The organism is Neomoorella stamsii, from assembly GCF_002995805.1.
In the GTDB taxonomy this organism is placed as follows: Bacteria; Bacillota; DSM-521; order Neomoorellales; family Neomoorellaceae; genus Neomoorella; species Neomoorella stamsii.
In genome coordinates this window covers 1-26,187 of record NZ_PVXL01000062.1, presented here as the reverse complement: position 1 = coordinate 26,187, position 26,187 = coordinate 1, and the positions used below count along the sequence as shown (strand labels likewise).

45 protein-coding genes are annotated in these 26,187 nt (G+C 55.6%); all 45 read right to left on the bottom strand.

Annotated features, from left to right (window positions below):
* Positions 1-279: 279 nt before the first annotated feature.
* Positions 280-1,152 (bottom strand): peptidase MA family metallohydrolase, encoded by an 873-nt coding sequence (locus MOST_RS13625; protein ID WP_054937129.1) that lies wholly within the window; start codon positions 1,150-1,152, stop codon positions 280-282.
* A 166-nt stretch (positions 1,153-1,318) separates the two neighbouring features.
* Positions 1,319-1,525: a copper ion binding protein gene (locus MOST_RS13620; RefSeq protein WP_054937130.1), complete on the bottom strand. Its 207-nt coding sequence runs from the start codon at positions 1,523-1,525 to the stop codon at positions 1,319-1,321.
* A 109-nt stretch (positions 1,526-1,634) separates the two neighbouring features.
* The gene (trxB, locus tag MOST_RS13615; protein WP_054937131.1) at positions 1,635-2,549 is read right to left on the bottom strand and encodes a thioredoxin-disulfide reductase; all 915 of its coding nucleotides are present in this window, start codon (positions 2,547-2,549) and stop codon (positions 1,635-1,637) included.
* A 235-nt stretch (positions 2,550-2,784) separates the two neighbouring features.
* Positions 2,785-4,212, bottom strand: coding sequence for a M23 family metallopeptidase (locus tag MOST_RS13610; RefSeq protein WP_054937132.1), 1,428 nt, complete (start codon positions 4,210-4,212; stop codon positions 2,785-2,787).
* 156 nt (positions 4,213-4,368) lie between these two features.
* Positions 4,369-5,784, bottom strand: coding sequence for a thioether cross-link-forming SCIFF peptide maturase (scfB, locus tag MOST_RS13605; protein ID WP_054937133.1), 1,416 nt, complete (start codon positions 5,782-5,784; stop codon positions 4,369-4,371).
* Between the two features lie 424 nt (positions 5,785-6,208).
* Positions 6,209-6,355 carry a six-cysteine ranthipeptide SCIFF gene (gene scfA, locus MOST_RS13600; protein ID WP_054937134.1) on the bottom strand — a complete coding sequence of 49 codons (147 nt, stop codon included), beginning with the start codon at positions 6,353-6,355 and terminating at the stop codon, positions 6,209-6,211.
* 15 nt (positions 6,356-6,370) lie between these two features.
* Positions 6,371-6,763: a 30S ribosomal protein S9 gene (rpsI, locus tag MOST_RS13595; RefSeq protein ID WP_083476681.1), complete on the bottom strand. Its 393-nt coding sequence runs from the start codon at positions 6,761-6,763 to the stop codon at positions 6,371-6,373.
* Between the two features lie 19 nt (positions 6,764-6,782).
* Positions 6,783-7,217: a 50S ribosomal protein L13 gene (gene rplM / locus MOST_RS13590; RefSeq protein ID WP_054937136.1), complete on the bottom strand. Its 435-nt coding sequence runs from the start codon at positions 7,215-7,217 to the stop codon at positions 6,783-6,785.
* Between the two features lie 63 nt (positions 7,218-7,280).
* Entirely contained in the window at positions 7,281-8,021 is a 741-nt protein-coding gene (gene truA, locus MOST_RS13585) for a tRNA pseudouridine(38-40) synthase TruA (protein ID WP_054937137.1), read from the bottom strand.
* Positions 8,022-8,338: 317 nt separating this feature from the next.
* Positions 8,339-9,127, bottom strand: a complete 789-nt coding sequence (locus tag MOST_RS13580; protein WP_054937138.1) for an energy-coupling factor transporter transmembrane component T family protein — start codon at positions 9,125-9,127, stop codon at positions 8,339-8,341.
* Positions 9,128-9,131: 4 nt separating this feature from the next.
* Entirely contained in the window at positions 9,132-9,983 is an 852-nt protein-coding gene (locus tag MOST_RS13575) for an energy-coupling factor transporter ATPase (protein WP_054937139.1), read from the bottom strand.
* Complete coding sequence (locus MOST_RS13570) at positions 9,959-10,789, bottom strand: energy-coupling factor transporter ATPase (protein WP_054937140.1); 831 nt, start codon at positions 10,787-10,789, stop codon at positions 9,959-9,961. The genes MOST_RS13575 and MOST_RS13570 overlap by 25 nt, the downstream gene beginning before the upstream one ends.
* Before the next feature lie 3 nt (positions 10,790-10,792).
* A complete protein-coding gene (gene rplQ, locus MOST_RS13565; protein WP_054937141.1) occupies positions 10,793-11,131 on the bottom strand; it encodes a 50S ribosomal protein L17 in 339 nt (112 codons plus the stop codon).
* A 15-nt stretch (positions 11,132-11,146) separates the two neighbouring features.
* Entirely contained in the window at positions 11,147-12,088 is a 942-nt protein-coding gene (locus tag MOST_RS13560; protein WP_054937142.1) for a DNA-directed RNA polymerase subunit alpha, read from the bottom strand.
* Positions 12,089-12,126: 38 nt separating this feature from the next.
* Positions 12,127-12,753: a 30S ribosomal protein S4 gene (gene rpsD, locus MOST_RS13555; protein ID WP_054937143.1), complete on the bottom strand. Its 627-nt coding sequence runs from the start codon at positions 12,751-12,753 to the stop codon at positions 12,127-12,129.
* A gap of 70 nt (positions 12,754-12,823) precedes the next feature.
* Positions 12,824-13,213 (bottom strand): 30S ribosomal protein S11, encoded by a 390-nt coding sequence (gene rpsK / locus MOST_RS13550; RefSeq protein ID WP_054937144.1) that lies wholly within the window; start codon positions 13,211-13,213, stop codon positions 12,824-12,826.
* 12 nt (positions 13,214-13,225) lie between these two features.
* Complete coding sequence (rpsM, locus tag MOST_RS13545) at positions 13,226-13,597, bottom strand: 30S ribosomal protein S13 (RefSeq protein WP_054937145.1); 372 nt, start codon at positions 13,595-13,597, stop codon at positions 13,226-13,228.
* An 18-nt stretch (positions 13,598-13,615) separates the two neighbouring features.
* Positions 13,616-13,729, bottom strand: coding sequence for a 50S ribosomal protein L36 (gene rpmJ, locus MOST_RS13540; RefSeq protein WP_083476682.1), 114 nt, complete (start codon positions 13,727-13,729; stop codon positions 13,616-13,618).
* Positions 13,730-13,745: 16 nt separating this feature from the next.
* Positions 13,746-13,964 carry a translation initiation factor IF-1 gene (gene infA, locus MOST_RS13535; protein WP_054937146.1) on the bottom strand — a complete coding sequence of 73 codons (219 nt, stop codon included), beginning with the start codon at positions 13,962-13,964 and terminating at the stop codon, positions 13,746-13,748.
* A 15-nt stretch (positions 13,965-13,979) separates the two neighbouring features.
* Positions 13,980-14,264 carry a KOW domain-containing RNA-binding protein gene (locus MOST_RS13530; RefSeq protein ID WP_054937147.1) on the bottom strand — a complete coding sequence of 95 codons (285 nt, stop codon included), beginning with the start codon at positions 14,262-14,264 and terminating at the stop codon, positions 13,980-13,982.
* Positions 14,265-14,286: 22 nt separating this feature from the next.
* On the bottom strand, positions 14,287-15,033 hold the full coding sequence (gene map, locus MOST_RS13525; RefSeq protein WP_054937148.1) for a type I methionyl aminopeptidase: 747 nt from the start codon (positions 15,031-15,033) through the stop codon (positions 14,287-14,289).
* Positions 15,030-15,683: an adenylate kinase gene (locus MOST_RS13520; RefSeq protein ID WP_054937149.1), complete on the bottom strand. Its 654-nt coding sequence runs from the start codon at positions 15,681-15,683 to the stop codon at positions 15,030-15,032. The genes map and MOST_RS13520 overlap by 4 nt, the downstream gene beginning before the upstream one ends.
* 20 nt (positions 15,684-15,703) lie before the next feature.
* A complete protein-coding gene (secY, locus tag MOST_RS13515) occupies positions 15,704-16,966 on the bottom strand; it encodes a preprotein translocase subunit SecY (protein WP_054937150.1) in 1,263 nt (420 codons plus the stop codon).
* Complete coding sequence (rplO, locus tag MOST_RS13510; RefSeq protein ID WP_054937151.1) at positions 16,967-17,407, bottom strand: 50S ribosomal protein L15; 441 nt, start codon at positions 17,405-17,407, stop codon at positions 16,967-16,969. It lies immediately after the preceding gene.
* Between the two features lie 12 nt (positions 17,408-17,419).
* Entirely contained in the window at positions 17,420-17,602 is a 183-nt protein-coding gene (rpmD, locus tag MOST_RS13505) for a 50S ribosomal protein L30 (protein ID WP_054937152.1), read from the bottom strand.
* Positions 17,603-17,614: 12 nt separating this feature from the next.
* A complete protein-coding gene (gene rpsE / locus MOST_RS13500; protein ID WP_054937153.1) occupies positions 17,615-18,115 on the bottom strand; it encodes a 30S ribosomal protein S5 in 501 nt (166 codons plus the stop codon).
* 18 nt (positions 18,116-18,133) lie between these two features.
* Positions 18,134-18,499, bottom strand: coding sequence for a 50S ribosomal protein L18 (gene rplR, locus MOST_RS13495; RefSeq protein ID WP_054937154.1), 366 nt, complete (start codon positions 18,497-18,499; stop codon positions 18,134-18,136).
* 11 nt (positions 18,500-18,510) lie between these two features.
* The gene (rplF, locus tag MOST_RS13490; protein WP_054937155.1) at positions 18,511-19,062 is read right to left on the bottom strand and encodes a 50S ribosomal protein L6; all 552 of its coding nucleotides are present in this window, start codon (positions 19,060-19,062) and stop codon (positions 18,511-18,513) included.
* Positions 19,063-19,079: 17 nt separating this feature from the next.
* Entirely contained in the window at positions 19,080-19,472 is a 393-nt protein-coding gene (gene rpsH, locus MOST_RS13485) for a 30S ribosomal protein S8 (protein ID WP_054937156.1), read from the bottom strand.
* Positions 19,473-19,507: 35 nt separating this feature from the next.
* Positions 19,508-19,693 carry a type Z 30S ribosomal protein S14 gene (locus tag MOST_RS13480; protein WP_054937157.1) on the bottom strand — a complete coding sequence of 62 codons (186 nt, stop codon included), beginning with the start codon at positions 19,691-19,693 and terminating at the stop codon, positions 19,508-19,510.
* A 14-nt stretch (positions 19,694-19,707) separates the two neighbouring features.
* Positions 19,708-20,250, bottom strand: coding sequence for a 50S ribosomal protein L5 (gene rplE, locus MOST_RS13475; protein WP_054937158.1), 543 nt, complete (start codon positions 20,248-20,250; stop codon positions 19,708-19,710).
* 23 nt (positions 20,251-20,273) lie between these two features.
* Positions 20,274-20,600 carry a 50S ribosomal protein L24 gene (rplX, locus tag MOST_RS13470; RefSeq protein ID WP_083476683.1) on the bottom strand — a complete coding sequence of 109 codons (327 nt, stop codon included), beginning with the start codon at positions 20,598-20,600 and terminating at the stop codon, positions 20,274-20,276.
* Between the two features lie 34 nt (positions 20,601-20,634).
* The gene (gene rplN, locus MOST_RS13465) at positions 20,635-21,003 is read right to left on the bottom strand and encodes a 50S ribosomal protein L14 (protein WP_054937159.1); all 369 of its coding nucleotides are present in this window, start codon (positions 21,001-21,003) and stop codon (positions 20,635-20,637) included.
* Positions 21,004-21,032: 29 nt separating this feature from the next.
* On the bottom strand, positions 21,033-21,287 hold the full coding sequence (gene rpsQ / locus MOST_RS13460) for a 30S ribosomal protein S17 (RefSeq protein ID WP_054937160.1): 255 nt from the start codon (positions 21,285-21,287) through the stop codon (positions 21,033-21,035).
* 33 nt (positions 21,288-21,320) lie between these two features.
* Positions 21,321-21,524 carry a 50S ribosomal protein L29 gene (rpmC, locus tag MOST_RS13455; RefSeq protein WP_054937161.1) on the bottom strand — a complete coding sequence of 68 codons (204 nt, stop codon included), beginning with the start codon at positions 21,522-21,524 and terminating at the stop codon, positions 21,321-21,323.
* Complete coding sequence (rplP, locus tag MOST_RS13450) at positions 21,514-21,948, bottom strand: 50S ribosomal protein L16 (protein ID WP_054937162.1); 435 nt, start codon at positions 21,946-21,948, stop codon at positions 21,514-21,516. Before rplP ends, rpmC begins: the two co-directional genes overlap by 11 nt.
* Positions 21,948-22,607 (bottom strand): 30S ribosomal protein S3, encoded by a 660-nt coding sequence (rpsC, locus tag MOST_RS13445; RefSeq protein WP_054937163.1) that lies wholly within the window; start codon positions 22,605-22,607, stop codon positions 21,948-21,950. Before rpsC ends, rplP begins: the two co-directional genes overlap by 1 nt.
* 4 nt (positions 22,608-22,611) lie before the next feature.
* A complete protein-coding gene (gene rplV, locus MOST_RS13440; protein WP_054937164.1) occupies positions 22,612-22,950 on the bottom strand; it encodes a 50S ribosomal protein L22 in 339 nt (112 codons plus the stop codon).
* Between the two features lie 12 nt (positions 22,951-22,962).
* Entirely contained in the window at positions 22,963-23,247 is a 285-nt protein-coding gene (rpsS, locus tag MOST_RS13435) for a 30S ribosomal protein S19 (protein ID WP_054937165.1), read from the bottom strand.
* Positions 23,248-23,271: 24 nt separating this feature from the next.
* The gene (gene rplB / locus MOST_RS13430) at positions 23,272-24,102 is read right to left on the bottom strand and encodes a 50S ribosomal protein L2 (protein WP_054937166.1); all 831 of its coding nucleotides are present in this window, start codon (positions 24,100-24,102) and stop codon (positions 23,272-23,274) included.
* Positions 24,103-24,126: 24 nt separating this feature from the next.
* Entirely contained in the window at positions 24,127-24,417 is a 291-nt protein-coding gene (gene rplW / locus MOST_RS13425) for a 50S ribosomal protein L23 (RefSeq protein WP_054937167.1), read from the bottom strand.
* Positions 24,417-25,040: a 50S ribosomal protein L4 gene (gene rplD, locus MOST_RS13420; RefSeq protein WP_054937168.1), complete on the bottom strand. Its 624-nt coding sequence runs from the start codon at positions 25,038-25,040 to the stop codon at positions 24,417-24,419. Before rplD ends, rplW begins: the two co-directional genes overlap by 1 nt.
* A 6-nt stretch (positions 25,041-25,046) precedes the next feature.
* Positions 25,047-25,676: a 50S ribosomal protein L3 gene (gene rplC, locus MOST_RS13415; RefSeq protein WP_054937169.1), complete on the bottom strand. Its 630-nt coding sequence runs from the start codon at positions 25,674-25,676 to the stop codon at positions 25,047-25,049.
* A 13-nt stretch (positions 25,677-25,689) separates the two neighbouring features.
* Complete coding sequence (gene rpsJ / locus MOST_RS13410) at positions 25,690-25,998, bottom strand: 30S ribosomal protein S10 (RefSeq protein ID WP_054937170.1); 309 nt, start codon at positions 25,996-25,998, stop codon at positions 25,690-25,692.
* A 62-nt stretch (positions 25,999-26,060) separates the two neighbouring features.
* The coding region (locus tag MOST_RS13405) for an EF-Tu C-terminal domain-related protein (protein ID WP_489676598.1) at positions 26,061-26,187 on the bottom strand (127 nt) is incomplete at its 5' end.

Sequence of the window (26,187 nt, the reverse complement as noted above, 5' to 3'; positions counted from 1 at the left end):
TATTGCCTGCTCTCCCCTTCTTTATAATATAAAAGTAAAAAAAGCCCCCGGAAGCCATTCCAGGAGCTAAGGAAAAAAGCTATAAGGGAGGATGGTTGGGCAGTTTAACGTCATGCCCGGGACTACCTACTGTGACCGCCGGAGCAGTGGGCCACCGGGCGCAAGAAGTACCTCTTGAGCCTGAGCATGTAATCACACCTCCATTTTGGCAAATACCCTTATAAGGTATTCCCATGGTTTTAATATAACCCGGAGATGTGATATTTTTGTGAAGGAAAGTTAAAGGCTTTGTGAAAACTTGCTTACGGGAATTTCCCTGGCAAAGGCACCCTCAAAGCCAGCGCTACTGGTACCCAGGACTTCCTGGAAAGCCCGGTCCAGGGTGGCTCCCTGGCCGAGGCGTTCCAGGACCTGGTGCAGGGCCGGTAAGCCCCAGCGTTCTACCAGGTATTCAACCATTAAAAACGACTGGCGGTAAGTCAGGGCCTGGTCAGGCAGGCTATCAAAACCGTAATCCATAGCCTTTAAGGGATACCAGCCGGTAGCGCCCGGCGAACCCGGCATGGTAAAGCCAGTAAGTTCCTTTTCCACATACTGGGCAATACCTTCCGTCAGCCAGCGCGGGTAATTACCACGGGCCTTCTCGTCAACCAAAAGGTGGGTCAATTCATGGGCCATGGGTCCCGAGGCGGCAAAAATGCCGGCAATCTCTTCCTGGTCCTGACTGGCCACCCAGTCATAGGGCGAAAGGATGCGAATAACCCCGCCCCAGTAAACCCCCATGGCACTTTCGCTGGCCGCCCAGCCAAACTGGCGCGCGAGACTCTCCCGGTCCGGGTAAAGGATAATTAAAGTTTTACCCTGTGGTTCGTATTGTAACATGGCGCCCGCCGGCCCGTAAGCCTCCTCGGCAGTTGCCAGGACCAGGGGGGCTATGGCTGCATCCTCCGGCCGGTAGCGGAGGCGGAAATGGGTGCTATCTATCTCCAGCCAGTTGCGGGTCTGCCAGGCGGTATGTCCCGTCACTACCTGGCGGACCAGGTTGTAGCTCAGGGTACGCGGTAATGCCGTAGTACGGGCCAGGATAACTCCCGTAACTACCAGCATAGCCAGGCAGATGGCAATGATTGCCTGCCACCAGTGTTGGAACATGTTTCTCCCCTCCCCCAGGGGCTCCTCCGTCTGGATTATACTATATTCCTGGTGGCAGCTTCACTGGTAATGAGTGTAAAAAATCCGGAGCTAGCTTAGCTCCGGATTTAAAAGTAGTTCGCTTTTTGGTGTCTACTGGAAATTGCCGGGCCGGTCTGGTGAAAGTTTACTTTACTTCATAACCAGCCTCAATTACAGCCTTTTTCATAGCTTCCAGGTTTACCTTAGCAGGATCATAAGTAACGCGGGCCGTTTTAGCCGCCAGGTCGACTGCTACTGCCGTGATGCCTTCCAGGCCCCTCAGGGCCTTTTCCACGCTCATTTTACAGTGATTACAGGTCATCCCTTCAACCTGCAGGGTGGCTTCAGCCATTGTTTCACCCCTCCTTCCTACCCTATATGGGTATAAAGGTATTATAGACCCTGGGGGGATAAACTGTCAAATTAAACCCATTAAAACCGCTGGCCCCAGTCTTTTCCCTTTACAGGCCGGCTAGGTAGCGTTCGGCCGCCATGGCCGCCACTGCCCCGTCACCTACAGCCGTACTCACCTGGCGGAAATCCTTGGCCCGGACGTCGCCAGCAGCAAAAACACCGGGGATGGACGTGGCCAGATTTTCGCGGGTAACAATATACCCCTGGGAATCCAGGGTCAGTGCCCCTTTCAGGAAACCTGTGTTGGGCTCCAGGCCGATAAAGATAAAGACACCGTCGAAGGCTTCTTCCCTGGTGGCACCGCTTTTTACATCTTTTAACTCCAGGCTGCTGACCTTTTCCCGTCCCATGATCCTGGTTACAACTGTATTCCAATGGAAGGAAATCTTGGGGTTATCCCGGGCCCGTTCCTGGAGGACTTTCGTTGCCCTTAAGGCGTCACGGCGGTGGATAATGGTCACCTGGCTGGCAAAACGGGTCAGAAAGAGAGCTTCTTCCACTGCCGAGTCACCCCCGCCAACTACAGCGACCTTTTTGTCCCGGAAGAAAGCGCCGTCGCAGGTGGCGCAGTAGGAAACGCCCCGGCCGCGAAACTCCTCTTCCCCCGGTACTCCCAGGGGCCGCGGGTGAGCACCGCTGGCGATGATTACTGCCCTGGCCGTAAACTCGCCGCTCCCGGTGAAGGCTTTTTTAATTTCCCCGTTAAGCTCCACTCTCTGGACTGTAGTCATCTCTATCCTGGCACCGAAACGCTGGGCCTGTTCGGCAAACTTCATGGCGAGTTCCATACCGTTAATGCCTTCGGGGAAGCCAGGATAATTTTCAATCCTGTCCGTCTGGCCGGCCTGACCACCAGGAGCACCCATCTCCAGCACCACGGTATCCAGCCCGCCCCGGGCGCCGTAAAGAGCCGCCGTCAGCCCGGCCGGCCCCCCACCGATAATTAACAAATCATGGGGCATCTTGCTCTACCTCCTTTGCAAAGTAACATATCGCCTCAAGTCTTAGTAATGGCTTACGGATCGCCCGCTCTTAGGCAGGGCTCCCGGGACTATGGCTATATTATGCACCCCCTTAAAGTCCATCATGCCTCCTTTCTATGTTTAAACTATAGTTATTATACGCTCCCACTATAGTCCAGGCAAGAGCGGCAAGAAAAAATCCCTGGGACTTGTCCACAGGGATGGTAATAAAAATCTAGTTTAAAAATCCATACGGGTTACGGAAACTGCCATTGACCAGGACTTCAAAGTGGAGGTGGGATCCGGTGGTACGGCCGCTAACACCTACATAACCGATAACCTGTCCCCGGCTCACCCGCTGGCCCAAGCGGACGTTAAATCCCGATAAGTGGGCATACCGGGTGACCAGGCCACCGCCGTGGTCAATAGCAATCATCCGGCCGTAGCCGCCGTCGTAACCGGCAAAGGTTACCGTCCCGGCCTCAGCGGCCCCTACCGGCTGCCCGACGTAACCATCAATATCCATGCCCGTGTGGAACTCCCGGCCGCGATAACCATAGGGGGAAGTAATAGAGCCGCGGATGGGCCAGGCCAGGCGGCCGGAACCACCGCGGGAAGCTAGGACTACCCGCGTACCCCGTTCCACTATTTTAGTGACAGGTTCTTTCAGTACCTGCTGCTGGATAACTTTTTTCTCAACCTGGACGCCATTTTTGGTCACTACCTGGTAGGTAACCAGCCGTTCGCCCTCTGACCCCGCCTGTTTTACCCTTTCCTGGCCTCGTAAGAGGTCGGTATTCGTTTCTACTTTCACTTCATAGGGAACAGGCTCTTTCACTTCCTGTCTATAGACGACCATTACCTGGAGAAGGGGCTTCTCTGTCGTGAGTCGCAACCGCTGGCCAATATCCAGGCGTTCGCCCTTGAGTTCTGGATTGGCTGCTCTAATATCGTCGACCAGCAAGCCGTGTTCCCGGGCGATGGTCCACAGGGAATCGCCTTCTTTAACAATATACTCCTGGCTTGCAGTAGAAGTTCCCTTGAGCCTGGCCAGGGCTGCCTCCGGGCTTAAAATTTCTTCTGGCCGGGCCGGCCGGTGCTCATAGGCTACCTGCTCCAGAAACCTGACCTCCTGGATCTCCCCGTTCCCCGGAGGCGGTAGGTAGGCTTGTTTTAATTCGGCCAGTACCGCTTCCGCAATACTATCATCCCGCACGATAAGCTCTGGTTGACCGTTAATGGTTATTACCGTCGCTGCCGCCACGAAATGTAGCGTGCCTTGCAATATATTTTTCAATTGCTGGCTATCCACGATTTCCCGCGGGTTGACCCGGACTTTTTTATAGTCAACCTGGTCGGTGATCTGTAATCCCTGGTAACTTCCTGCCGCGCGTTCCTTGAGGACATCCTGGATAACCTGGTTGACATCAACCCGGCTGGTAACTACAGCCACCTGCTGGCCGTTAATTATTACTGCCCAGGCGTTGGGAGCGGTAAACTGGTACCATCCTGCCAGCAGCAGCAATCCCCCGGCCAGGATACCGCTTAGTAAGCAAACTTTTTTTTTCTTCCTGCCGTCTGTTTCTTTCCACCGTGCCGGCCATTTCTTTAAGAAACGACCTGCTGCGGCCGCCACATCGGGCAACTTACCTGGCGGCGGCATGACGTTCCTCCTCTCCCCCTTTATACGGCAGGATTTACTTTTTCCTGCCTTTTACCATTTATATTCTACCTTTAGTAGCAGGAATCCTCCCCGCTTAGAAAATTTTTGCCCTTTCTTTAACCCTATCTAGAGCTTTCGTAATAAGCCTGGGTAAGATCAGCCTTTAACAACTTCCTTGACCTGGACATAGATGGCCGCTTCCAGGCGTATCTTCTGGATGGCGCAAGGTACAGGCGCTGGTTGCCGCAAATTCCCGGTAGCAGCCAGGTTGGCCGCATGGCATCCACCGCTGCAGTAGAAACGAGCCCAACAGCGGCTGCAGGCCGGCTGGTTGTAAACGTAGGCCTGGCGAAAATCTTCCCGTAAATCAGGGCGCAAGATCCCTTCCCGGACGTTGCCCAGGCAGTAATCCCTTCTCCCCACCAGCTGGTGGCAGGGGTAAAGGTCGCCGCCGGGGGTTACCGCCAGGTAACTGGTGCCCGCACCACAACCGGTAAGCCTTTTGGTGAGGCAGGGCCCGGCAGCCGCATCAATGTTAAAATGGAAAAAGTTAAAGGGCTTGCCTTTAGCCCTGGCCTCCAGGTAGGCCCGGGCCAGGTAGCGGTATTCCCGGGCCAGACGCGGCAGGTCCTCCTCCTTAATAGCATATTCAGCCTCCGGTGCGGCTACCACCGGTTCCAGGGACAGGTAACGAAATCCTAATTCTACCATATGCAAGATGTCCTTGGTAAAATCGAGGTTCTGGCTGGTGTAGGTCCCCCGCACCCAGTAGTCACGGTGCCCCTGGGCAGCGACAAAATGCTGCTCCCTGGGGACAACTAAATGATAAGTGCCCTGGCCGGAGACGGTCCGCCGGTTAAGATCATGGACTTCCGGTCGACCGTCAAGGCTCAAAATGACACTGATCTGGTTCTCAATGAGGTATTCCTCGATGGCCGGCGTCAAGCCCAGGCCATTGGTGGTCAGGGTAAAGCTGATCTTTTTCCCGGTAGCCGCCGCCCTTTCCCGGCCGTAAGCCACCAGTTCCTGAACGACGCCGAAATTGAGCAGGGGCTCGCCGCCAAAGAAGTCGATTTCTACCCGGGGGCGGCTGCCGGATTCATTAAACAGCAAGTCCAGCGCCTGGTATCCCGTCTCCCGGCTCATTAAGCCACGCTCGCCGCCAAAGGGGCCCCCGCCGGCAAAGCAGTAACGGCAACGCATGTTGCAGTCATGGGCGACGTGGAGGCAGAGGGCCTGGAGGCTGGGCTCCGGTGGCCGGTAGGCCCGGCCCACCTCATCGACGGTAAAGAGGGTTCCCCCGGCCTGTTTGGCCGCCAGTTCCTGGCAGACTTCCAGGACTGTGCCGGCACCCCACTCCCGGGTAGACCGGGGCAAGAGCGCCAGCCAGTCGGCTTCGGTTAAAGTGCCATGTTCTTCCCCGGCCCGCAGTTCTGCCAGAACAGCCCGGGTGGGAGCGTCGATTATATGGACGGCGCCGCTATTAACGTCCAGGAGCAGGCAGAGATCTTCAAAGTCGAACCAGTGGACATCCCCCTGCCAGTCAACATTTTGGAGATTTAGGGATGGCAATATTATTCTCCTCCATAGATAGGAAACAAATTTTAGCCTGGCTTTGTTTGGAGCGAGCAAGCTTCTACCGAGCGGCGAAGCGGCCCTGGCGAAGCCGAGGGATGATAAGCGGGGCCGAGGACAGGAGGTCCGAGGCCGGATTCTAAAGGTAAGGATGCCGAATAGGCCGCCCAGCACTCACATTAACCAAGTTACAGTAACCAGTTCTTCGGTCTATGCAGTCGTACTACCTTTGGGAGGTACCTGAGTTTAGTGAGTGCTGGGCGCCCGATCCCGAGGCTGAGCCTTAGGCCGCTCCGCAAGGGCTTTGGTGCGAGCGAAAACAAAGCCAGACTAGCTACAATCAGTAACCCGCAGTTACTAGAAACACGATAGCTCCACCACGTACAACAAAAGCCCGACCGGGAAAGTCGGGCCTTGGGGCTTACTTCTTTTCTTCACGTTCGCAGGGCTGGTTGCTGACGGTGATGGATGTCTTGCAGGCCGACTGGCAGGAAACATGGCAGTTGCCGCAGCCGCCTTGCCTCATGCTCTCCTGCAGGCGGGGCGTAAAAACCGTCTTGATGTGCATAAGAAACACCCCTTCTTAACGCTTGGAGAATTGCGGTGCCTTGCGGGCCTTTTTTAAGCCGTACTTCCTTCTTTCCTTCATCCGCGGGTCACGGGTAAGGAAGCCATTACGTTTTAGCACCGGGCGCAGGTCGGCATCGGCCTGTAACAGGGCCCTGGCAATTCCCATCCTGACGGCACCAGCCTGGCCGCTGATCCCGCCACCCTCAACCTTAGCCAGGACATCAAAGCGGCCCATGCTATTGGTTACTTCCAGGGGCTGGCGTACCTGCATGGCCAGGATCTGCTGGCCAAAATACTCATCGAGGGGGCGGTCGTTAATTAACACCCGGCCCTCGCCGGGAACCAGGCGCACCCGGGCCACGGCATTTTTTCGCCTTCCCGTACCGTAAAATTGTACCTGGGCCAAAATTCTCGCCTCCCTTCGATTAATCCTTAATCTCCCAGACTTCAGGCCGCTGGGCCGTGTGGGGATGACTGTCGCCCCGGTAGACCTTGAGTTTCTTGACCATTTGCCGGCCCAGACGATTATGGGGTATCATCCCTTTAACGGCCTTCTCAATGGCTCGCTCGGGAAAAGTCTTTAAAAGCTGGGCATAATTGATAACCTTTAAGCCGCCAGGGTAACCGCTGTGGCGGATATATTTCTTTTGCAGGAGCTTTTTGCCGGTAAGGCGTACTTTTTCGGCGTTAATAACAATAACGTGATCGCCACAATCCACATGGGGGGTAAAGATGGGTTTATGCTTGCCCCTTAGTAGGCGGGCAGCTTCGGTAGCTACGCGACCCAGAGTTTTACCGGCCGCGTCGATAATATACCACTTGCGCTCCACCTCATGTGGTTTGGCCATAAAGGTGGTCATTTTCTCCCTCCTGTTCCTGTCACGAGACTATTTTAAGCAATTAAACCCGGCAAGTCAAGAAAATTAGTATTCTACCCTTTCCAGGCACAGCCCCTGGGGCGGGGCCGTCGGGCCTGCCTTTTCCCGGGAACGGGCGGCCAGTATAACCGGGACATCCTCCGGCAGCAGGCGACCCCTGCCAATTTCCACCAGGGTACCGGCCATAATCCTTACCATATGGTAGAGAAAGCCGTTGGCCACCACATCAAAAAAAATAAAGTTACCCTCGCGGCTTAGGTTCGCCTTCAATACCTCGCGTTCGTAGTTACGCACCGGGCTGCCGGCGGCGCAAAAGGAACGAAAATCATGGCGGCCCGTAAAGTAACTTGCGCCCCGGGCCATGGCGGCAAAGTCCAGGGGGTGGCGTACCTGCCAGCTGTAACGGCGGCTGAAGACATCGGGCAGGCTGTGGTTGTAGATGGTATAGCGGTACCATTTCCACCGGGCACTGTAACGGGCATGAAATTCAGGTGATACTACCTCGGCGCCCAATGCCGCAATATCTTCCGGCAGCAGGCTGTTCAAGGCCAGGGGCCAGCGATCCACCGGTATGCGGCTGGAAGTGCTGAAGCTGATTACCTGGCCGCGGGCATGGACCCCAGCGTCCGTCCGCCCCGCAGCCACCGGGCAGATCCTTTCCCCTGTCAGCCGGTTTAAGGCTGCGGCTACGACACCCTGAATGGTAGGCCCGTGGGCCGCCGGCTGCACCTGCCAGCCGGCGTAATTGGTGCCGTCATAGGCCAGGGTAATTTTCAGGTGCGGCATGGGTGTCTCTCCTTCTGATGGCGGCGGGGTATGTCCCTCGCCGCTTGAGACAGTGCGCGCCGACAGGACGACGGCTCGGTTCGGCCGCCCACTGCCGCCTGCGGATTGCCAATGATAAGGCTCCAGGTTCCGCAAACCCAGGTCCTTCTATGAGTTGGCGTTTGTTCCCTCTCAAAGGTGCGCTCAGGCGTGCCTTAAGCTGCGGCAACGGTTAGCCTTACCTCGCCTGTCCTGTTACCAGCGCTCCACTATTCGCGGCTCCGGGACATACCCCTCCAGCTACTGTAGGGCCCTCCCTGGCTGATTCCATCCATCTCCTAACTTCCAAACCTTAGCCGGTAATACGCCGACCCGGCGGCCAGGAGGCCGGCCAGCAGGAGGAAGAGATAATCTGCCGCCTTGAAATGCAACTCCCGCATCCGGGTGCGGCCCTGGCTCCCCCGGTAGGCCCGGGCTTCCATGGCTTCGGCCAGGCCTTCGGCCCGGCGAAAGGCACTGACAAAAAGAGGGATGACCAGGGGCATTAAGTTTTTAATCTTGCTGCCCTGGAAGGTCGCTCCCCGGGCAACCTGCGCCCGCATAATCCGCTCGGCCTCTTCCAGCAGGGTAGGCACAAATCTGAGGGCCAGGGTCAGCATCAGGGCCAGTTCACCGGCCGGCAGGCCCAGCCTCTGCCCTGGTCTTAGCAGCCGCTCCAGGCCGTCAGCCAGGGCCAGGGGATCGGTCGTAGCCATGAGTACAGCCGCGGCCAGGACCAGGAAAAACACCCTGGCCAGGGCCAGTAAACCGTAGTTAAGCCCCTCCCGGGTAATCCTCACCGGGCCCACCGCAGCCATTACTTCCCCCGGTGTGAACGCCACCTGGAAGATAAAGATAATTAACAGGAAAACAATTAGCGGCCTCAACTGGCGCCAGATAAAGGCCGGTGGCAGGCCGGCCAGGATTATTACCGGTAAAATAGTTGCCCCGGTAAGGCTCGCAGCCATACCTGTTGGCGCGGCAAGGAGGGCTATGCCGTAAAGGAGCAGGCCCAGCAGTTTAGACCGGGGATCCAGGTGATGGATGCTGCTTGTCCCCGGGATATATTGCCCCAGCTCGATAAGCATACAGCTAAACCCCCAGCCAGGCCAGGATGGCGTCCCGGGCCTCGGCCAGGGTGAGGACATCCAGGGGTACCGGTGCCCCCTGGCGGCGCAACACCTGCATCAGGCTGGTCAGGGGCGGAGGGATAAGTCCATAGGATCTTAAGGCTTCTCCCTGGCGAAAAATATCCCGGGGCGTACCCTGGAGAGCCACCCGTCCCCGGTGTAAAACTATAACCTCCCGGGCCAGTTCGGCCACCTCGGCCATATTGTGGGAGATAAGGACTACTGCCTTCCCGGGCCGGCGGTAAAAGGCCCGGATAACGTTAACTACCTGTTCCCGGCCGGCCGGGTCCAGCCCGGCCGTCGGCTCATCCAGGATTAAAACCTCCGGCTCCATGGCCAGGATCCCGGCGATGGCTACCCGGCGCTGCTGTCCCCCGCTTAAGGTAAAGGGGGAACGCCCGCCCACCGTTTGCGGGTCCAGGCCTACAGCCCGGAGGGCTGCCTTTACCCTTGCTTCGAGCCTGGCCCCGCCAAGGCCCAGGTTCCGGGGGCCAAAGGCTACATCTTCAGCCACCGTTTCGGCAAAAAGTTGCTGCTCCGGCTGTTGAAAGACCATACCCACCCTCTGCCAGGGTGCTAAACCTTTCCCTTTACCCCGCCCCCTGGCCGGCTGCCCGTCCAGGGTAACCCGGCCCGCTGTGGGTTCCAGCAGGCCGGCCATGAGCATGGCCAGGGTTGATTTCCCCGAACCCCCGGCCCCGGTAATGGCCAGGAAATCGCCCGGGGAAACTTTGAGATTGATGTTTTCCAGCACCGGCAACTGCCGGCCGGCTACCTGGTAGGCAAAACTTACTTCCTGGAGGCCAATTTCCATAGGGCCCGGGCCATCTCCTCCACTGTGACCAAGTTGGCCGGTAATTTTAAACCCGCCTGCCTTAAACCCTTGCCCAGGGCAACTGTTACCGGCACCTTAAGTCCCGCTGCCGCCAGCTTCTCCTCCTGCTGCATCACTTCCGCCGGCGGGCCGGCTAAAAGTATCTGCCCCGCCTTCAGGACCAGGATCCGTTCTGCCAGGGCTGCCTCTTCCATAAGGTGAGTTATGAGGATAACGGCCAGCCCTTTTTCCCGGCGTAATTCCAATACCTTCTGGAGAATTTCCTCCCGGGCTACCGGATCCAGCATGGCCGTAGCCTCGTCCAGGACCAGGTAGCGGGGTTCCATGGCTAGGACGCCGGCCAGGGCCAGGCGCTGTTTCTGACCCCCCGAGAGGCGGTGGGGGGGCCTGGTCCTTAAATTTGCCAGCTCCACAACCTCCAGGGCGGCTGCTACCCGCTGCCTTATTTCAGCCGGCGGCAGGCCTAGATTTTCCAGCCCGAAGGCCACATCATCTTCTACGGTAGCTGCCACCAGCTGGTTGTCAGGGTCCTGGAAGACCATCCCTACCCGGCGGCGAATGTCTACCAGGGAAGCTTCGTCCCCGGTGTCCAGGCCGTCTACCAGTACGCGGCCTTCCCCGGGCCGTAGCAGGCCATTTAGTAACCTGGCCAGGGTAGATTTGCCGGAACCATTGGGGCCCGTGATAGCCAGAAATTCCCCCGGTTTGATAATTAAACTTATATTTTCCAGGGCCGGTACGGTAGTTCCCGGGTAGGAAAAAGTGACGCCCTGGACCTCGATCATGGTTTATACCAGTTCAATGCGCACCATGGGCGCGCCGTCACCCTGGCGGAAACCGGTCTTAATTATCCGGGTATAGCCGCCATTTTTATCCTGATAGCGCGGGCCAATTTCTTTAAACAATTTGGTAACCACGTCTTCATCCAGCAGGTAAGCCAGGGCCTGGCGCCGGGCATGGAGGTCGCCCCTTTTGCCCAGGGTGATCATCTTCTCGGCCAGGCTTTTTAGTTCTTTGGCCCGCATTTCCGTGGTTTCTATTTTACCTTCCCGCAAAAAGGAAGTTACGATATTGCGTAGCATCATTTTCCGGTGGCCGGACAGGCGGCCTAATTTACGGTAACCCATCTAAAGGACCCCCCTTTACCCATCGCTCTGTCGCAGGGACAGGCCCAGTTCCGCGAGCTTTTGCGTGACTTCTTCCAGGGATTTTTTACCCAGGTTGCGTACCTTCATCATATCTTCTTCAGTACGCTGTAAAAGCTCGCCAACGGTATTAATGCCCGCCCGCTTCAGGCAGTTGTAAGAACGCACCGAAAGATCAAGTTCCTCAATGGACATATCCATGAGGCGATCCCGGCTTTCTTCTTCCTTCTCTACCATGGTCACTTCATCGCTGACTCGCTCCGTTAAACCTAAAAAAAGACGCATGTGTTCAATGAGAATCCTGGCTGCCGAGCTCACTGCCTCATCAGGGGCAATAGTACCGTCAGTCCATACCTCCAGGGTAAGTTTATCGTAGTCGGTAACCTGTCCTACCCGGGTGTTTTCCACCTGGTAGTTCACTTTATGGACTGGCGAAAAGAGGGAATCAACCGGGATAATCCCGATGGGCTGGTCCTCTTTTTTATTTTTTTCCGCACTGACATAACCCCGTCCTTTTTCCACCGTCATTTCGATAAACAGGCGGCCGCCTTTTTCTACGGTGGCAATGTGCAGGTCGGGGTTTAAGACCTCGACGTCAGCATCAGTGATAATATCGGCAGCTGTAACCTCGCCTTCACCTTCGGCCTCAATCCTGATTACTTTGAGTTCATCAGTGTGGAGTTTCAGGGCCAGGGACTTGAGGTTTAAAATAATCTCCGTGGTATCCTCAACGACCCCGGGAATGGTAGAAAACTCATGGAGAACCCCTTCAATTTTGACCGTGGTTACGGCAGCCCCCGGCAGTGAGGAGAGGAGTATCCGCCGCAGGGAATTACCCAGGGTGATTCCATAACCTCGCTCCAGGGGCTCGACTACAAACCGCCCGTACTTATTGGACATTTCCAGGCACTCAATCCTGGGCCTTTCAATTTCGAGCATTGTTCCCCTCCTTCTCGTGAGCTCATCCAGCCTGGGTTTTACTTGGAGTAAAGCTCAACGATGAGGTGTTCTTGTACCGGCACGTCAATCTGCTCCCGCGTCGGCAGGGCGAGAACCTGGCCTTCCAGTGCTGCTGGGTCCGACTTAAGCCAGACCGGGACCGTACGGTGGGCTGCCGCCACTGCAATCTCTTTGAAAAGGGGGCTCTCTTTGCTCTTTTCCCGGACGGCAATGACATCCCCCGGCCGGACCAGGTAGGAAGGGATATTTACCTTCTGGCCATTTACTGTAAAATGGCCTTGCCGGACTAACATCCTGGCCTGAGCGCGGGAATCGGCAAAACCCAGGCGATAAACAACATTGTCCAGACGCCTTTCCAGCAAGATGAGCAGGTTTTCACCGGTAACGCCCTTCATGCGCTCGGCCTTTTCAAAGTAGTTGCTGAACTGTCGTTCCAGGATGCCATAAATGCGGCGGGCCTTTTGCTTTTCCCGTAGCTGCAAGCCGTATTCGGAAAGCTTTTTCTTTACCTGGCCGTGCTGGCCGGGGGCATAGGGCCGCCGGGCCACGGCACATTTATCCGAGTAACAGCGATCGCCTTTGAGGAAAAGCTTGATGCCTTCCCGCCGGCACAGGCGACAGGTGGACTCTTTATACCTTGCCAAAGTATTACCTCCTCCGAAAGTCGCATGCTGCTTAGCGCCGATATGTCCCTGCGACGCTTAGAAGCTCCTGTTATACTCGACGCCGTTTGGGTGGCCGGCAACCGTTATGAGGAATGGGGGTAACGTCTTTGATGACGCTGACCTCGAGCCCTGCGGCCTGCAGGGAGCGAATGGCTGCTTCCCGACCGGCTCCCGGACCTTTAACGTAGCACTCAACTTCGCGCATGCCATGTTCCATGGCCTGCCTGGCGGCTGCTTCGGCCGCCATCTGGGCGGCAAAGGGTGTGCTCTTGCGGGAACCTTTAAAACCTACGGTACCGGCACTGGCCCAGGAAATGGTATTACCATTTTTATCGGTGATGGTTACCAGGGTATTGTTAAAGGTTGATTTAATATGGGCCACACCGCTTTCAATATTTTTACGTTCGCGCCGGCGTGGCCGGGTGGTTTTCCTTGGCATAGCTTTTCCCCCTTACTTCTTCCGTCGCACGCCCACAGTCTTGCGCGGACCCTTACGCGTACGGGCATTGGTCTTGGTGCGCTGGCCGCGTACCGGCAGCCCCCGGCGGTGACGCAGGCCCCGGTAACAGCCAATTTCCATCAACCGCTTGATATTTAACGATACTTCCCGCCGCAAATCCCCTTCTACCGTTAAATTCTTATCTATATATTCCCGGAGCCGGCTGACTTCTTCTTCGGTTAGTTCCCGTACCCTGGTATCAGGGTTAACGTCCGTCGCAGCCAGAATCTTATTTGCCGTCGGCCGGCCAATACCATAAATATAAGTCAGGGCAATTTCCACCCGTTTGTCCCGGGGGAGGTCTACCCCGGCAATCCTTGCCATTTACGCCTTACCCCCTGTCTATCCCTGTTTTTGCTTGTGCTTGGGATTTTCACAAATGACCATAATTCGACCCTTGCGTTTGATGATCTTGCATTTTTCACAAATAGTCCGTACTGAAGGCTTGACTTTCAAACTAAACCCTCCCAGCTCATTTATAGCGGTAAACGATGCGTCCCCGGTTCAGGTCATAAGGTGATAATTCCACCATTACCCGGTCGCCAGGTAAAATGCGGATAAAGTTCATCCGGATCTTACCGGAGACATGGGCCAGCACCCGGTGCCCATTGGCCAGCTCTACCCGAAACATGGCATTGGGCAGGGGTTCGATCACCTTGCCTTCGACTTCAATGACATCCTCTTTGGCCAAATAAACCCCTCCTTTTTAAGCCTGCTCAGTCTCTAAGAGCTGGGCAATAGCCCGTCGTACTTCCGCATCGGTAACTACTTCTCCCTGTTTTAACCGGTTGGCAATAGCCGTCGCTACCCGGTTAACCGCCTGGACATGGAGGACGTTTTTCAATTTGGGTTTACTGGTGCGCCGCAACTTACCGTCAACCAGGTAAACCCGGCCGGGCCCGGCCACCTGCCAAACCAAGAAAGGTCGCCCCTGGTCGCGCCCGGCCCGGGAATATACCAGTTGCCCCACCTTTAGTTCCCCTGCCGGCATAACCTTCGCCTCCACCTGCCAGTTAGAGTAACGTCAGGATTTCCGGTCCATTATCCGTCACAGCTACCGTATGCTCAAAGTGCGCCGAAGGTTTCTTATCCCTGGTCACTACTGTCCAGCGATTGGCCAGGGTATAAACCTCATGGGTACCGGCATTAACCATGGGTTCGATGGCCAGGACCATCCCCACCCGGAGGCGGGGCCCATAACCCGGCGAACCAAAGTTCGGCACCTGGGGATCTTCATGCATCGCCCGGCCTATACCATGGCCTACATAATCACGGACTACCGCGAGGCCATTTTTCTCTACATAAGTCTGGATAGCATGGGATATATCAGTCAGCCGGTTGCCCACGACTGCCTGTTTGATGCCTTCATAAAGGGCGGCTTCGGTAACTGCCAGCAAATGCTGCTTATCGGCGTCAATAGCGCCAACTGGAAAGGTAACCGCGGCATCACCAACGTAACCATTTTTTACCGCGCCAATGTCAATACTAATAATATCCCCTTCTGCCAGTTGCTTTAAACCTGGGATGCCGTGAACGACTTCTTCATTCACAGAAGCGCAGATACTGGCCGGGAAGCCCTGGTAGCCCTTAAAGGCTGGCACGGCACCATTATCCCGGATATAATCCTCGGCAATCCGGTCCAATTCGGCGGTAGTTACCCCGGGGATGATATGCTCTTTGAGTTTAGCCAGGGTCCGGGCCACGATCCGTCCCGCCTCGCGCATCAGGGCTATTTCCCGGCGCGACTTTAAAATAATCATTGCCAGTCTCTTCCCAGGGCCGTACCGATGGCCCGGGTTACGGCCGCAATATCCTGGCTGCCGTCAATTTCTTTTAAACGGCCGCGCTGGCGGTAATAGGCAATGAGGGGCGCCGTTTGCTCCCTGTAGACATCCAGGCGTTTGCTGACGGTAGCCGCAGTGTCGTCGGCTCGCTGGACGAGTTCACCGCCGCAGACGTCGCATTTGCCGGCCTCCGCCGGTGGATTGTACTGGAGATGATAGGTGGCCCCGCACTTGCGGCAGACCCGCCGTCCTGTCAGGCGCTCCAGGAGTTCCTCCCGCGGCACCTCAATATCAATAACCGTGTCCAGCTTTTCCTTCCTCCCGGCCAGCCAGGCATCAAGGGCTTCGGCCTGGGCCACCGTCCGCGGGAAACCGTCCAGCAGGAACCCCTGCCCGCAGTCGGGCTGGCTCAGGCGTTCCTGGACCAGGCCAATGGTTACGGCATCGGGTACCAGACCCCCACTTTGCAGGTACTTTTCAGCCTGGCGTCCTAATTCGGTGCCTTCCTTGATGGCCCGGCGGAACATATCCCCAGTGGAAATATGGGGGACACCTAAGCGTTCACTGATTACCCCGGCCTGGGTACCTTTGCCGGCCCCAGGTGGCCCCAGCAATACCAAACGCATCCTTTTTAGCCTCCCGGTATTTACTTCATAAAGCCCTGGTAGTGCCGCAGCAACAGGTGGGACTCCAGCTGTTTCATGGTTTCCAGGGCCACGCCAACCACAATCAGGAGGGAAGTGCCGCCAAAGTAGACGTTAATGCCGGTAATGGCCATGAGAATATTGGGCAGCACGGCGATAAAGGCCAGGAAAATCGCTCCTGCCAGGGTTATCCGGGATAAGATCCTTTCAATATATTCGGCAGTCGGCCGGCCGGGTCTCAAGCCCGGGATAAAGCCGCCATACTTCTTCATGTTATCGGCCACATCCTGGGGGTTAAAGGTAACGGCCGTATAGAAATAGGTGAAGAAAATAATCAGCAGCGCATAGAGGATCATATAAAAAACCGACCGCGGGTCAAAGAACCTGACGATAGCCTGGGCCAGGCTGCTGTGGGGGAACCAGGAAGCCAAGGTACTGGGAAAGAGCAGGATGGACATGGCAAAGATCACTGGAATAACCCCGGCCTGGTTGACCTTTAACGGGATGTGGGTACTCTGGCCGCCGTAAATCCGCCGGCCCACCACCCGCTTGGCATACTGTACGGTAATGCGGCGTTCTCCCTGCTGCATGGCCACTACGGCAGCAATGATTACCACGGCAATGATGGCAAAGAGGAGTAAGGAAATAATACTTACCTCCCCGGAAGTGAGGTACTGGTAGATGCTAACGGCACCAGCCGGTAGACGGGAAACAATCCCGGCGAAGATAATCAGGGAAATGCCGTTACCAATACCCCTTTCCGTAATTAATTCCCCCAGCCACATGAGGAAGGCCGTTCCAGCCGTAAGCATCACCGCTACCACCAGGTAATTATGCAGGCCCGGCCTTAAGAAGGCCCCCGAGCGAGCAAGATACAGGGCCATACCCAGAGCCTGGAGGAGGCCTAAAATGACCGTCCCGTAACGGGTATACTGGATGATCTTTTTGCGGCCTTCGATGTCCTCTTTGGCCAGTCGTTCCAGGGCAGGGATGACCACCGTCAGGAGCTGCATGATAATCGAGGCATTGATATAAGGCATAATGCCCATGGCAAAGACGGTAAAACGCTTGAAGGCCCCACCGGAAATGACATCAAAGAACCCTAATATGGTACCGCCACGAACTAATTCCTGCAAGACGGCGTTATTGATCCCCGGGAGGGGCACATGGGCGCCAAAGCGGAAGACAATAAACATCATCAGGGTAAAGAATATCTTCTTCCGCAGGTCTTCCAGCTTCCAGGCGCTAACCAGGGTATTTATCACCTACATCACCTCTACTTTGCCGCCGGCGGCCTCAATCTTGGCAATGGCCTGGCGGCTGGCAGCCTGAACCCTGACGGTCAGGGGCTTGGTTAGTTCACCATCGCCCAGGATTTTGACACCGTGCCTGGCCTGCTTGACCAGACCGGCCCTGGCCAGGACTTCCGGCGTCACCACGGTGTCCGGTTCAAAACGTTCCAGTTCGCCGACATTAATGGCCGTTAACTGGCGGGCAAACTTATTGGTGAAGCCCCTTTTAGGCAGGCGGCGGCTCAAGGGCATCTGGCCACCTTCAAAGCCACGGCGGACACCGCCACCGGAGCGGGCTTTTTGCCCTTTATGGCCACGGCCGGAGGTTTTACCCAGGCCGGACCCGATACCCCGCCCTACCCGGGTAGCTTTAATCCTGGAACCCGGGGCTGGATGTAACTCATGCAGGCGCACCCCTGTCACCTCCTATTCTACTTCCTCGCACTTCACCAGGTGGGCCAGTTTCTTTACCTGGCCCCTGACCACCGGTGAATCAGGGCGGATTATTTCCGCATGGAGTTTCTTAAGACCCAGGGCACGGGCCGTCTTCCTTTCCGTTTCTGGTCGACCGATCAAGCTTTTCACCAGGGTAATCTTCAAGTTTGCCAATGCCAACTCCTCCTAGCCAATCAGCTCGGCCACAGTTTTGCCCCGGAGGCGGGCTACCTCTTCAGCCCTCTTCAACCCCTTCAAACCTTCCATGGTGGCATAAACGACGTTATTGGGGTTGGCCGATCCCAGGCTCTTGGTCAAGATATCCCTAATGCCGGCTGCCTCCAGGACCGCCCGTACCGGTCCTCCGGCAATAACTCCGGTACCGGGTGCTGCAGGCTTGAGCAACACTTTCCCCGCGCCAAAATGACCTATAATTTCATGGGGAATTGTCGTACCCACCATCGGCACTTTGATAAGATTCTTTTTGGCATCTTCAATGCCTTTACGGATGGCTTCCGGTACTTCACTGGCCTTGCCTAAGCCTGCGCCGACATGGCCTTTACCGTCACCAACAACTACCAGGGCAGAAAAACTAAAGCGCCGGCCGCCCTTTACTACTTTAGCTACGCGGTTGATATGGACTACTTTTTCTGCCAGCTCGAGGTCCTTGGTTTCAATGCGCGCCATTTTTCCCCTCCTTCCCTCTTAAAAGTCCAGCCCTGCTTCCCGGGCGCCTTCAGCTACAGCAGCTATGCGACCGTGGTAAATATTGCCACCCCGGTCAAAGACCACTTTCTTAATCCCTTTAGCCAGGGCCTTCTGGGCGACGAGTTCGCCCACTTTCCTGGCAGCAGCTATATTCCCGGTAGCTTCCAGGTCTTTTAATGCCGGGTCCAGGGTTGAGGCAGCCACCAGGGTAACACCGCGAGTATCGTCCACCACCTGTGCGTAAATATGGCGCAGGCTGCGGTAGACACTCAAACGGGGCCGTTCAGGAGTGCCCATTATATGCCGCCGCACCCGCAGGTGCTTCCGCTGCCGCGTGAGTTTGCGGTCTTTCCTTTTGAACATTCCTTTACCCCCTATTTCTTACCGCCCTTGGCGCCAGTCTTACCAACTTTGCGCCGGATATACTCATCTTCATACTTAATACCTTTACCCTTATAGGGTTCCGGGCGGCGGACGTCGCGAATATTGGCCGCCAGGGCCCCTACCGCTTCTTTGTCAATGCCTTTAACGATTATCTTGTTGGGGGCCGGTACTTCAATCTCCAGCCCTTCCCCCGGCACTATTTCTACCGGGTGGGAATAGCCTACCGTTAGCACCAGTTTGTTCCCCTGCTTGGCGGCGCGGTAGCCTACCCCTACCAGCTCCAGGCTTTTTTGAAAGCCTTTGGTGACGCCCTCAACCATATTCTGCAGCAGGGCCCGGGAAAGGCCATGCAGGGCGCGATGGGGCTTGGCATCCGAGGGCCGGCTGACTTGCAATACATCCCCTTCCCTGCTAATGGTAATCTCGGCCGGGAACTGGCGGGTAAGTTTTCCCCTGGGCCCTTTTACCGTTACCGTATTGCCGTCAATGCTTACTTCTACCCCTGCCGGTAGTTGCACCGGCTTTCTGCCTATACGTGACACCTGAACACCTCCCAGCCTTACCAGATATAACAGATAACTTCGCCGCCGACGCCTTCCCGGCGGGCCTGTTTATCCGTGAGTATCCCTTTGCTGGTAGAGATTACAGCCACCCCCAGGCCCCCCAGGACTTTGGGAATTTCTCCCTTCCTGGCATAGATCCGGAGTCCCGGGCGGCTGATCCGCTTTATGCCCGTAATAACTTTTTCCTTGTTGGGACCATACTTGAGATAGAGTCTTAAGATACCCTGCTTGCCGTCTTCGATATACTCGTAGTTCTTGATATAACCTTCGTTCTTCAAGATTTCAGCTATCGCCCGCTTCATTTTGGAAGCCGGTACTTCCACCTTCTCCTGGTAGACCATGTTGGCGTTACGAATGCGGGTCAGGAAATCAGCAATGGGATCGGTCATCACCTTGAACTACCCCCTTCCTTCTCGTCCCGCCCTTACCAGCTGGCTTTGACTATACCAGGAAGCTCTCCCCTGTAGGCCAGCTCGCGGAAACAAATGCGGCACAGGCCGAACTTCCGCATGTAAGCATGGGGACGGCCACAGCGCAGGCAACGGTTATATGCGCGTACCTTAAACTTCTGGGGACGTGCTTGTTTGACTCGTAAAGATTTCTTGGCCATGGATTTCCTCCTTATCATTGTTCCCGGAACGGCATACCAAAACCGCGCAGGAGTTCCCGGGCTTCCTCATCGCTTTTTGCCGTCGTCACCATGGTTATTTCCAGGCCCCGGGTTTTGTCGATTTTGTCGTATTCAATCTCCGGGAAAATCAACTGTTCTTTCAGACCCAGGGAGTAGTTACCGCGTCCGTCAAAGGAGTTGGGCGACACTCCCTGGAAATCCCTGACCCGGGGCAGGGCCACGTTGATCAGGCGGTCCAGAAACTCATACATCCTTTCACCCCGCAGGGTTACCTTGCAGCCGATACTGTTCCCCTGGCGAAGTTTAAAGGCGGCAATAGATTTTTTGGCCTTGGTAACAATGGGTTTTTGCCCGGTAATGGCCATCAGGTCCTGGATGGCACCCTCAATGGCTTTGGGATTCTGGGTAGCCTCGCCCACACCCATGTTTACGACGATTTTTTCCAGTTTGGGGATCTCCATGACATTTTTGTAGCCGAATTTATCCTGCAAAAGTTTGCGAATCTCTTTAAGGTACTTTTCCTTCAGTCTGGCCACATCCAGCCCTCCTTTACCTGGGCTTAATCAATTACTTCGCCGCACTTTTTACACACCCGGGTCTTGGTCCCGTCGGCCAGGAACTGTTTCCCGATTCTGGTGGGTCGGTTGCATTTATTGCAGAACAGCATGACATTGCTGCTGGCCACCGGGGCCTCCTTTTCTATAATCCCGCCCTGGGGCATTCTGGGGGTGGGACGGGTGTGCCGTTTAACAACATTTACCCCTTCGACGACAACCCGGCCTTTAGCTCGATCAACGCTTAAGACTTTACCTTTTTTACCGGCATCTTTACCGGTAATTACCATGACCAGGTCGCCCTTTTTGACGTGCACCTTGGGTGGGGTCAATTTAGTGCCACCTCCTGCGCAAAGGTCGATCTCTTTAAAGTACTTCCGGAGCAAGAGAGATGATTTTCATGAAATCTTTGTCCCGTAGTTCCCGTGCTACAGGCCCGAAGATACGCGTGCCCCGCGGGTTGTTTTGTTCGTTGATGATTACCGCCGCATTTTCATTAAAGCGGATATAGGAACCATCTTCACGTTTTAAAGCCTTTGTCGTCCGTACCACAACCGCCCGGACGACGTCGCCCTTCTTAACCACGCCCCCTGGCGTTGCCTCTTTAACGGAGGCAATAATCACATCACCCACACTGGCATAACGCCTTTTGGAACCGCCGAGGACGCGAATGCACATCAGTTTCCTGGCGCCGGTATTGTCGCCGACTTTGAGGATCGTCTGTTGCTGGATCATGCTTTACCTCCTTCCCGGCGGAAATAAGGCTATTTGGCTTTCTCCAGGATCTCCACTACCCGCCATCTCTTATCTTTACTTAAGGGACGGGTTTCCATAATCTTGACTTTATCACCGATGCGGCATTCATTTTTTTCATCATGGGCCTTGAATTTCCTGGTTTTGCGGATAATTTTACCAAGTAACGGGTGGCGCACCCGGTTCTCCACGGCCACCACCACAGTTTTGTCCATTTTATCGCTAACTATATTGCCGATTCGGGTTTTACGGTAGTTTCTTTCCAAAGGGCCTGCCCCCTTCCTGTACCATGATTGTCTTTATGCCCGTTCCCGTTTCAGTTCCCGTTCCCGCAAGATTGTCTTGGCCCTGGCGATACTCCGGCGAACTTCCCGCAGGCGCATGGGATTGTCTATCTGCCCGGTAGCCAGCTGGAAACGCAGGTTAAATAGTTCCTGCTTCAGTTCGCCTACCTTTTGCAGTAGCTCTTCGGTGGTCAATTCGCGTATCTCTTTAGCTTTCATTGACCTCACCACCCACTTCCGTCCGTTTTACGAACTTGGTTTTAATGGGCAGCTTGTGGGAGGCCAGGCGCATTGCCTCGCGGGCTACCTCTTCGGTAACTCCGGCCATTTCAAAAAGAATCCGCCCCGGTTTAACAACGGCCACCCAGTACTCCGGTGCCCCCTTACCGCTGCCCATCCGGGTCTCAGCCGGTTTGGCCGTAATGGGGGTATCGGGAAAGATCTTGATCCACACCTTGCCACCACGCTTAATATAGCGGGTCATGGCAATACGGGCAGCCTCAATCTGGCGGCTGGTGATCCAGGCCGGTTCCAGGGCCTGCAACCCGTAGTCCCCGAAGTGGATCTCATTCCCCCGGGTAGCCTTACCCCGGGTGCCCGGCCGGTGCGGTTTGCGGTATTTTACCCTTTTGGGCATTAACATTATTTACGGCCCCCTTCCTGGACCCTGGCCCGTTCAGGTAATACTTCACCTTTATAAATCCATACCTTAACACCTATTTTACCATAGGTGGTATTGGCCTCGGCAAAGCCATAGTCGATATCAGCCCTTAAGGTGTGCAGGGGTACCTTACCCTCGCTGTACCACTCGGTGCGGGCGATTTCGGCTCCGGCCAGGCGGCCGCCGCAGGCAATTTTAATGCCTAAAGCCCCCAGGCGCATGGCCCTGCTTACGGCCTGCTTCATGGCCCGCCGGAAAGCAATTCTTTTTTCCAGCTGGGCGGCAATATTTTCGGCCACCAGCTGGGCATTGAGTTCCGGTTTTTTAATCTCGACGATGTTGAGGCTTACCTGTTTACCGGTTAAACGCTCCAGTTCTTTCCGTAGAGCCTCAACTTCGGTACCACCCCGGCCGATGATAACACCCGGCCTGGCAGTATTGATTATCACCTTGACGCGATTGGCTGCCCGTTCAATTTCCACATTAGCAATACCCGCCTGGTAGAGACGCTTTTTAATGAACTCGCGTATTTTCAGGTCTTCATGGAGCAAGGTTTTATATTCCTTGCCAGCATACCAGCGGGAGTCCCAATCGCGGATAATCCCAATACGCAATCCCTTGGGGTGAACTTTTTGACCCACGAAATCAGTCCTCCTTTTCCCCAACCACCACAGTTATATGGCTGGTGCGTTTCCGCCGGATATTGGCCCGCCCCATGGCCCGCGGCTGGTAGCGTTTCAGGGTCGGCCCTTCGTCAACATAAGCGCGGGTGACAACCAGTTCGCTGGCATCCAGGTCGTAATTATGCTCGGCATTGGCGACGGCCGATTTTAAAACCTTGGCTACGGCCCGGGCCCCCCTTTTGGGCGTGACCATCAGGATGGCCTCTGCCTCCCGCACTCCTTTGCCGCGAATTAAATCAACTACCTGGCGGACGCGCCGCGGGGAAATCCGGATATATTTAGCTACCGCCTTTGCTTCCATCCTGTTTACCCCCTACTTCAGCGCTGTGGAACGCTCCGTGTGGGCGCCATGCCCCCGGAAGATACGGGTGGGAGCAAATTCGCCCAGCTTGTGACCGACCATATCTTCGGTAATATAAATTGGCACGTGCTTACGGCCGTCATGGACGGCAATGGTATGGCCCACCATCTCAGGAAAGATAGTTGAGCGGCGGGACCAGGTTTTAATCACCCGTTTAGTGCCCTTCTCGTTCATTTCAATAATTTTCTTGAGCAGCTTTCCATCACAATATGGCCCTTTTTTCAGGGAGCGGCCCATAAAAAGGAACCTCCTTCCACCCCTTTATTTGTTCCGGCGCTTGACAATGAGTTTATCGCTGGGCTTCCTCTTTTTACGTGTTTTAACGCCCAGGGCTGGTTTACCCCACGGTGTTACCGGGTGCTTGCGGCCAACCGGAGCTTTTCCTTCGCCGCCACCATGAGGGTGATCCACCGGGTTCATGACCACACCGCGCACCGTTGGCCGAATGCCCAGCCAGCGACTGCGCCCGGCTTTACCAAGGGTGATGTTTTCCCAGTCCAGGTTGCCCACCTGGCCAATAGTAGCGCGGCATTCTTCCTGCACCTTACGTAATTCTCCAGAAGGCAACCGCAGGAGGGCATAACCGTTTTCTTTGGCCATTAGCTGGGCACTGGCCCCGGCCGCCCGGACCATCTGGCCACCCTTGCCGGGTTTAAGCTCGATGTTGTGGACCATGGTGCCAACCGGTATCTGGCTTAAAGGTAGCGCGTTACCGGTTTTTATATCAGCCCCGGGACCGCTGATAATCCTATCGCCAACCTGCAGGTTTTCCGGGGCCAGGATATAGCGCTTTTCCCCATCGGCATAATTAATCAGGGCGATATTGGCCGAACGGTTGGGATCGTACTCAATGGTTGCCACGCGGCCGGGAATACCATCTTTATCACGTTTGAAATCGATTATCCGGTACAGGCGCTTATGTCCCCCGCCCCGGTGCCGGACGGTGAGCCGTCCCTGGTTATTGCGCCCCCCGGTTTTCTTTAAAGGGGTCACCAGGGGTTTGTAGGGTTCCGTTGCCGTAATCTCGGCAAAGGAAGATACCGTCATCTGCCGTCGGCCAGGGGATGTGGGTTTAAACTTCTTAATGGCCATCTTACTTCTCCCCTTAATGTTAAGCTACTCCAGCCCTTCAAAGACCTTGATTTTATCGCCGGGTCTCAGGGTGACAATGGCTTTTTTCCGGTCTGGTTGCCGCCCCTGGAAACGACCTACCCGGCGCATTTTACCGCGATCCATGAGGGTATTGACCTGCAAAACTTTGACGTTGAAGAGTTTCTCGATGGCATGCTTGATTTCAATCTTATTGGCCCCGGGATCAACTAAAAAAGTATATTTATTTTCCGCCATCAGGCCGGTGGATTTTTCCGTTACCAGGGGTTGAATGATAATTTCTTCGGGAGCCCGCATTAAGCCAGCACCTCCTGTACCCGGGCCACGGCGTCTTTGGTAATCACCAGTTTGTCATGGGCCAGGAGATCATAGACGTTTAGCCCCGCAGAGGTTAAACAAGTTACTCCCGGTAGATTGCGGGCCGATAACTCGACATTGGGATCTTTGCCTGCCGTGACTACCAGGGCTTTATCCTCTACATCCAGAGCCTTGAGAATAGTGACCATATCCTTCGTCCGGGGTTTAGCCAGCTTTAATTCATCTAGGACAATGATGTTGCCTTCTCGCACTTTGCTCGCCAGGGCCGAACGCAGAGCTAAACGGCGGACTTTTTTGGGCAGCTTGTAGCCATAATCCCGGGGCTGGGGACCAAAAATTACCGCCCCGCCACGCCACAGGGGTGAGCGAATACTACCCGCCCGGGCCCGGCCGGTTCCCTTTTGCCGCCAGGGTTTGCGGCCACCGCCGCTAACTTCGGCCCAACCGCGGGTTGCTGCCGTGCCCCGGCGCCGGCTGGCCAGCTGCATGACCACGGCCTGGTGGAGAACGGCTTCGTTAACCTCGCCACCAAAGATGCGGTCGTCAAGGTCAATTTCCCCTACTTGCTGGCCCTGTATATTGTACACGGCTACTCTGGGCATTGCCTGTTAGCCTCCCTTTACCGAATTCTTAATTACCAGCAGCCCCTGGCGCGGGCCCGGAACGGAACCCTTGATCAACAGGAGATTACGCTCGGGATCATTCTTGATAACCTCCAGGCCCAGCACAGTAACCCTTTCGGCGCCCATATGCCCGGGCAGGCGTCGCCCTTTAAAGACCCGGGCCGGTCCTTTGGCAGCCAGGGACCCAGGACGGCGGTGATACTTGGAACCGTGCTCCATGGGGCCACGGTGAAAGCCGTGACGTTTAATGCCGCCGGCAAAACCTTTACCTTTGGATATACCTGTAACGTCAACCTTTTCGCCGGGGCTAAAAATATCGGCTTTAATTTCCTGCCCCACTTGATAATCCTTAATATCTTCTAACCGAAGTTCCCGGACATATCGGAAAGGGTTTACCCCGGCCTTGCTAAAATGTCCCCGCAAAGGTTTATTGACCTTTTTTTCTTTCACTGGTTCAAAACCCACCTGCAGGGCTTCATAACCATCGGTAGCTACGGTTTTTTTCTGGATGACGACACAGGGCCCGGCCTGGACTACCGTTACCGGTATGGCCCGGCCGGCGTCATCAAAGATCTGGGTCATGCCTATCTTTTTCCCTAAAATACCCTTGCGCACCTGCTCTTACCCCCTACAGCTTGATCTCAATGTCAACCCCTGCCGGGAGATCCAGGCGCATTAATGCGTCTACCGTCTTGGGCGTTGGCTCGTGAATGTCGATCAAACGCTTGTGGGTCCGCATTTCAAACTGCTCCCGGGAATCTTTATTAACATGGGGTGAGCGTAAAATCGTAAAGATATTCTTCTCCGTCGGCAGCGGGATAGGTCCGGATACTACCGCCCCGGTGCGCCTGGCAGTCTCGACAATCTTTTGGGATGACTGGTCTAACAGGCGGTGATCAAAGGCCTTTAAGCGGATGCGGATCTTCTGCCTGGCCATGGGATATTTGCCCTCCTTCATGGCACGGGATCAGGCATAAAGCCTGATCCCTGGCCTCATAATTACTCGATAATCCCGGTCACGACGCCGGCGCCCACGGTGCGGCCGCCTTCACGGATGGCAAACCGTAAGCCTTCTTCAATGGCTATGGGGGTAATGAGCTCGATGGTCATGCGGATGTTGTCCCCA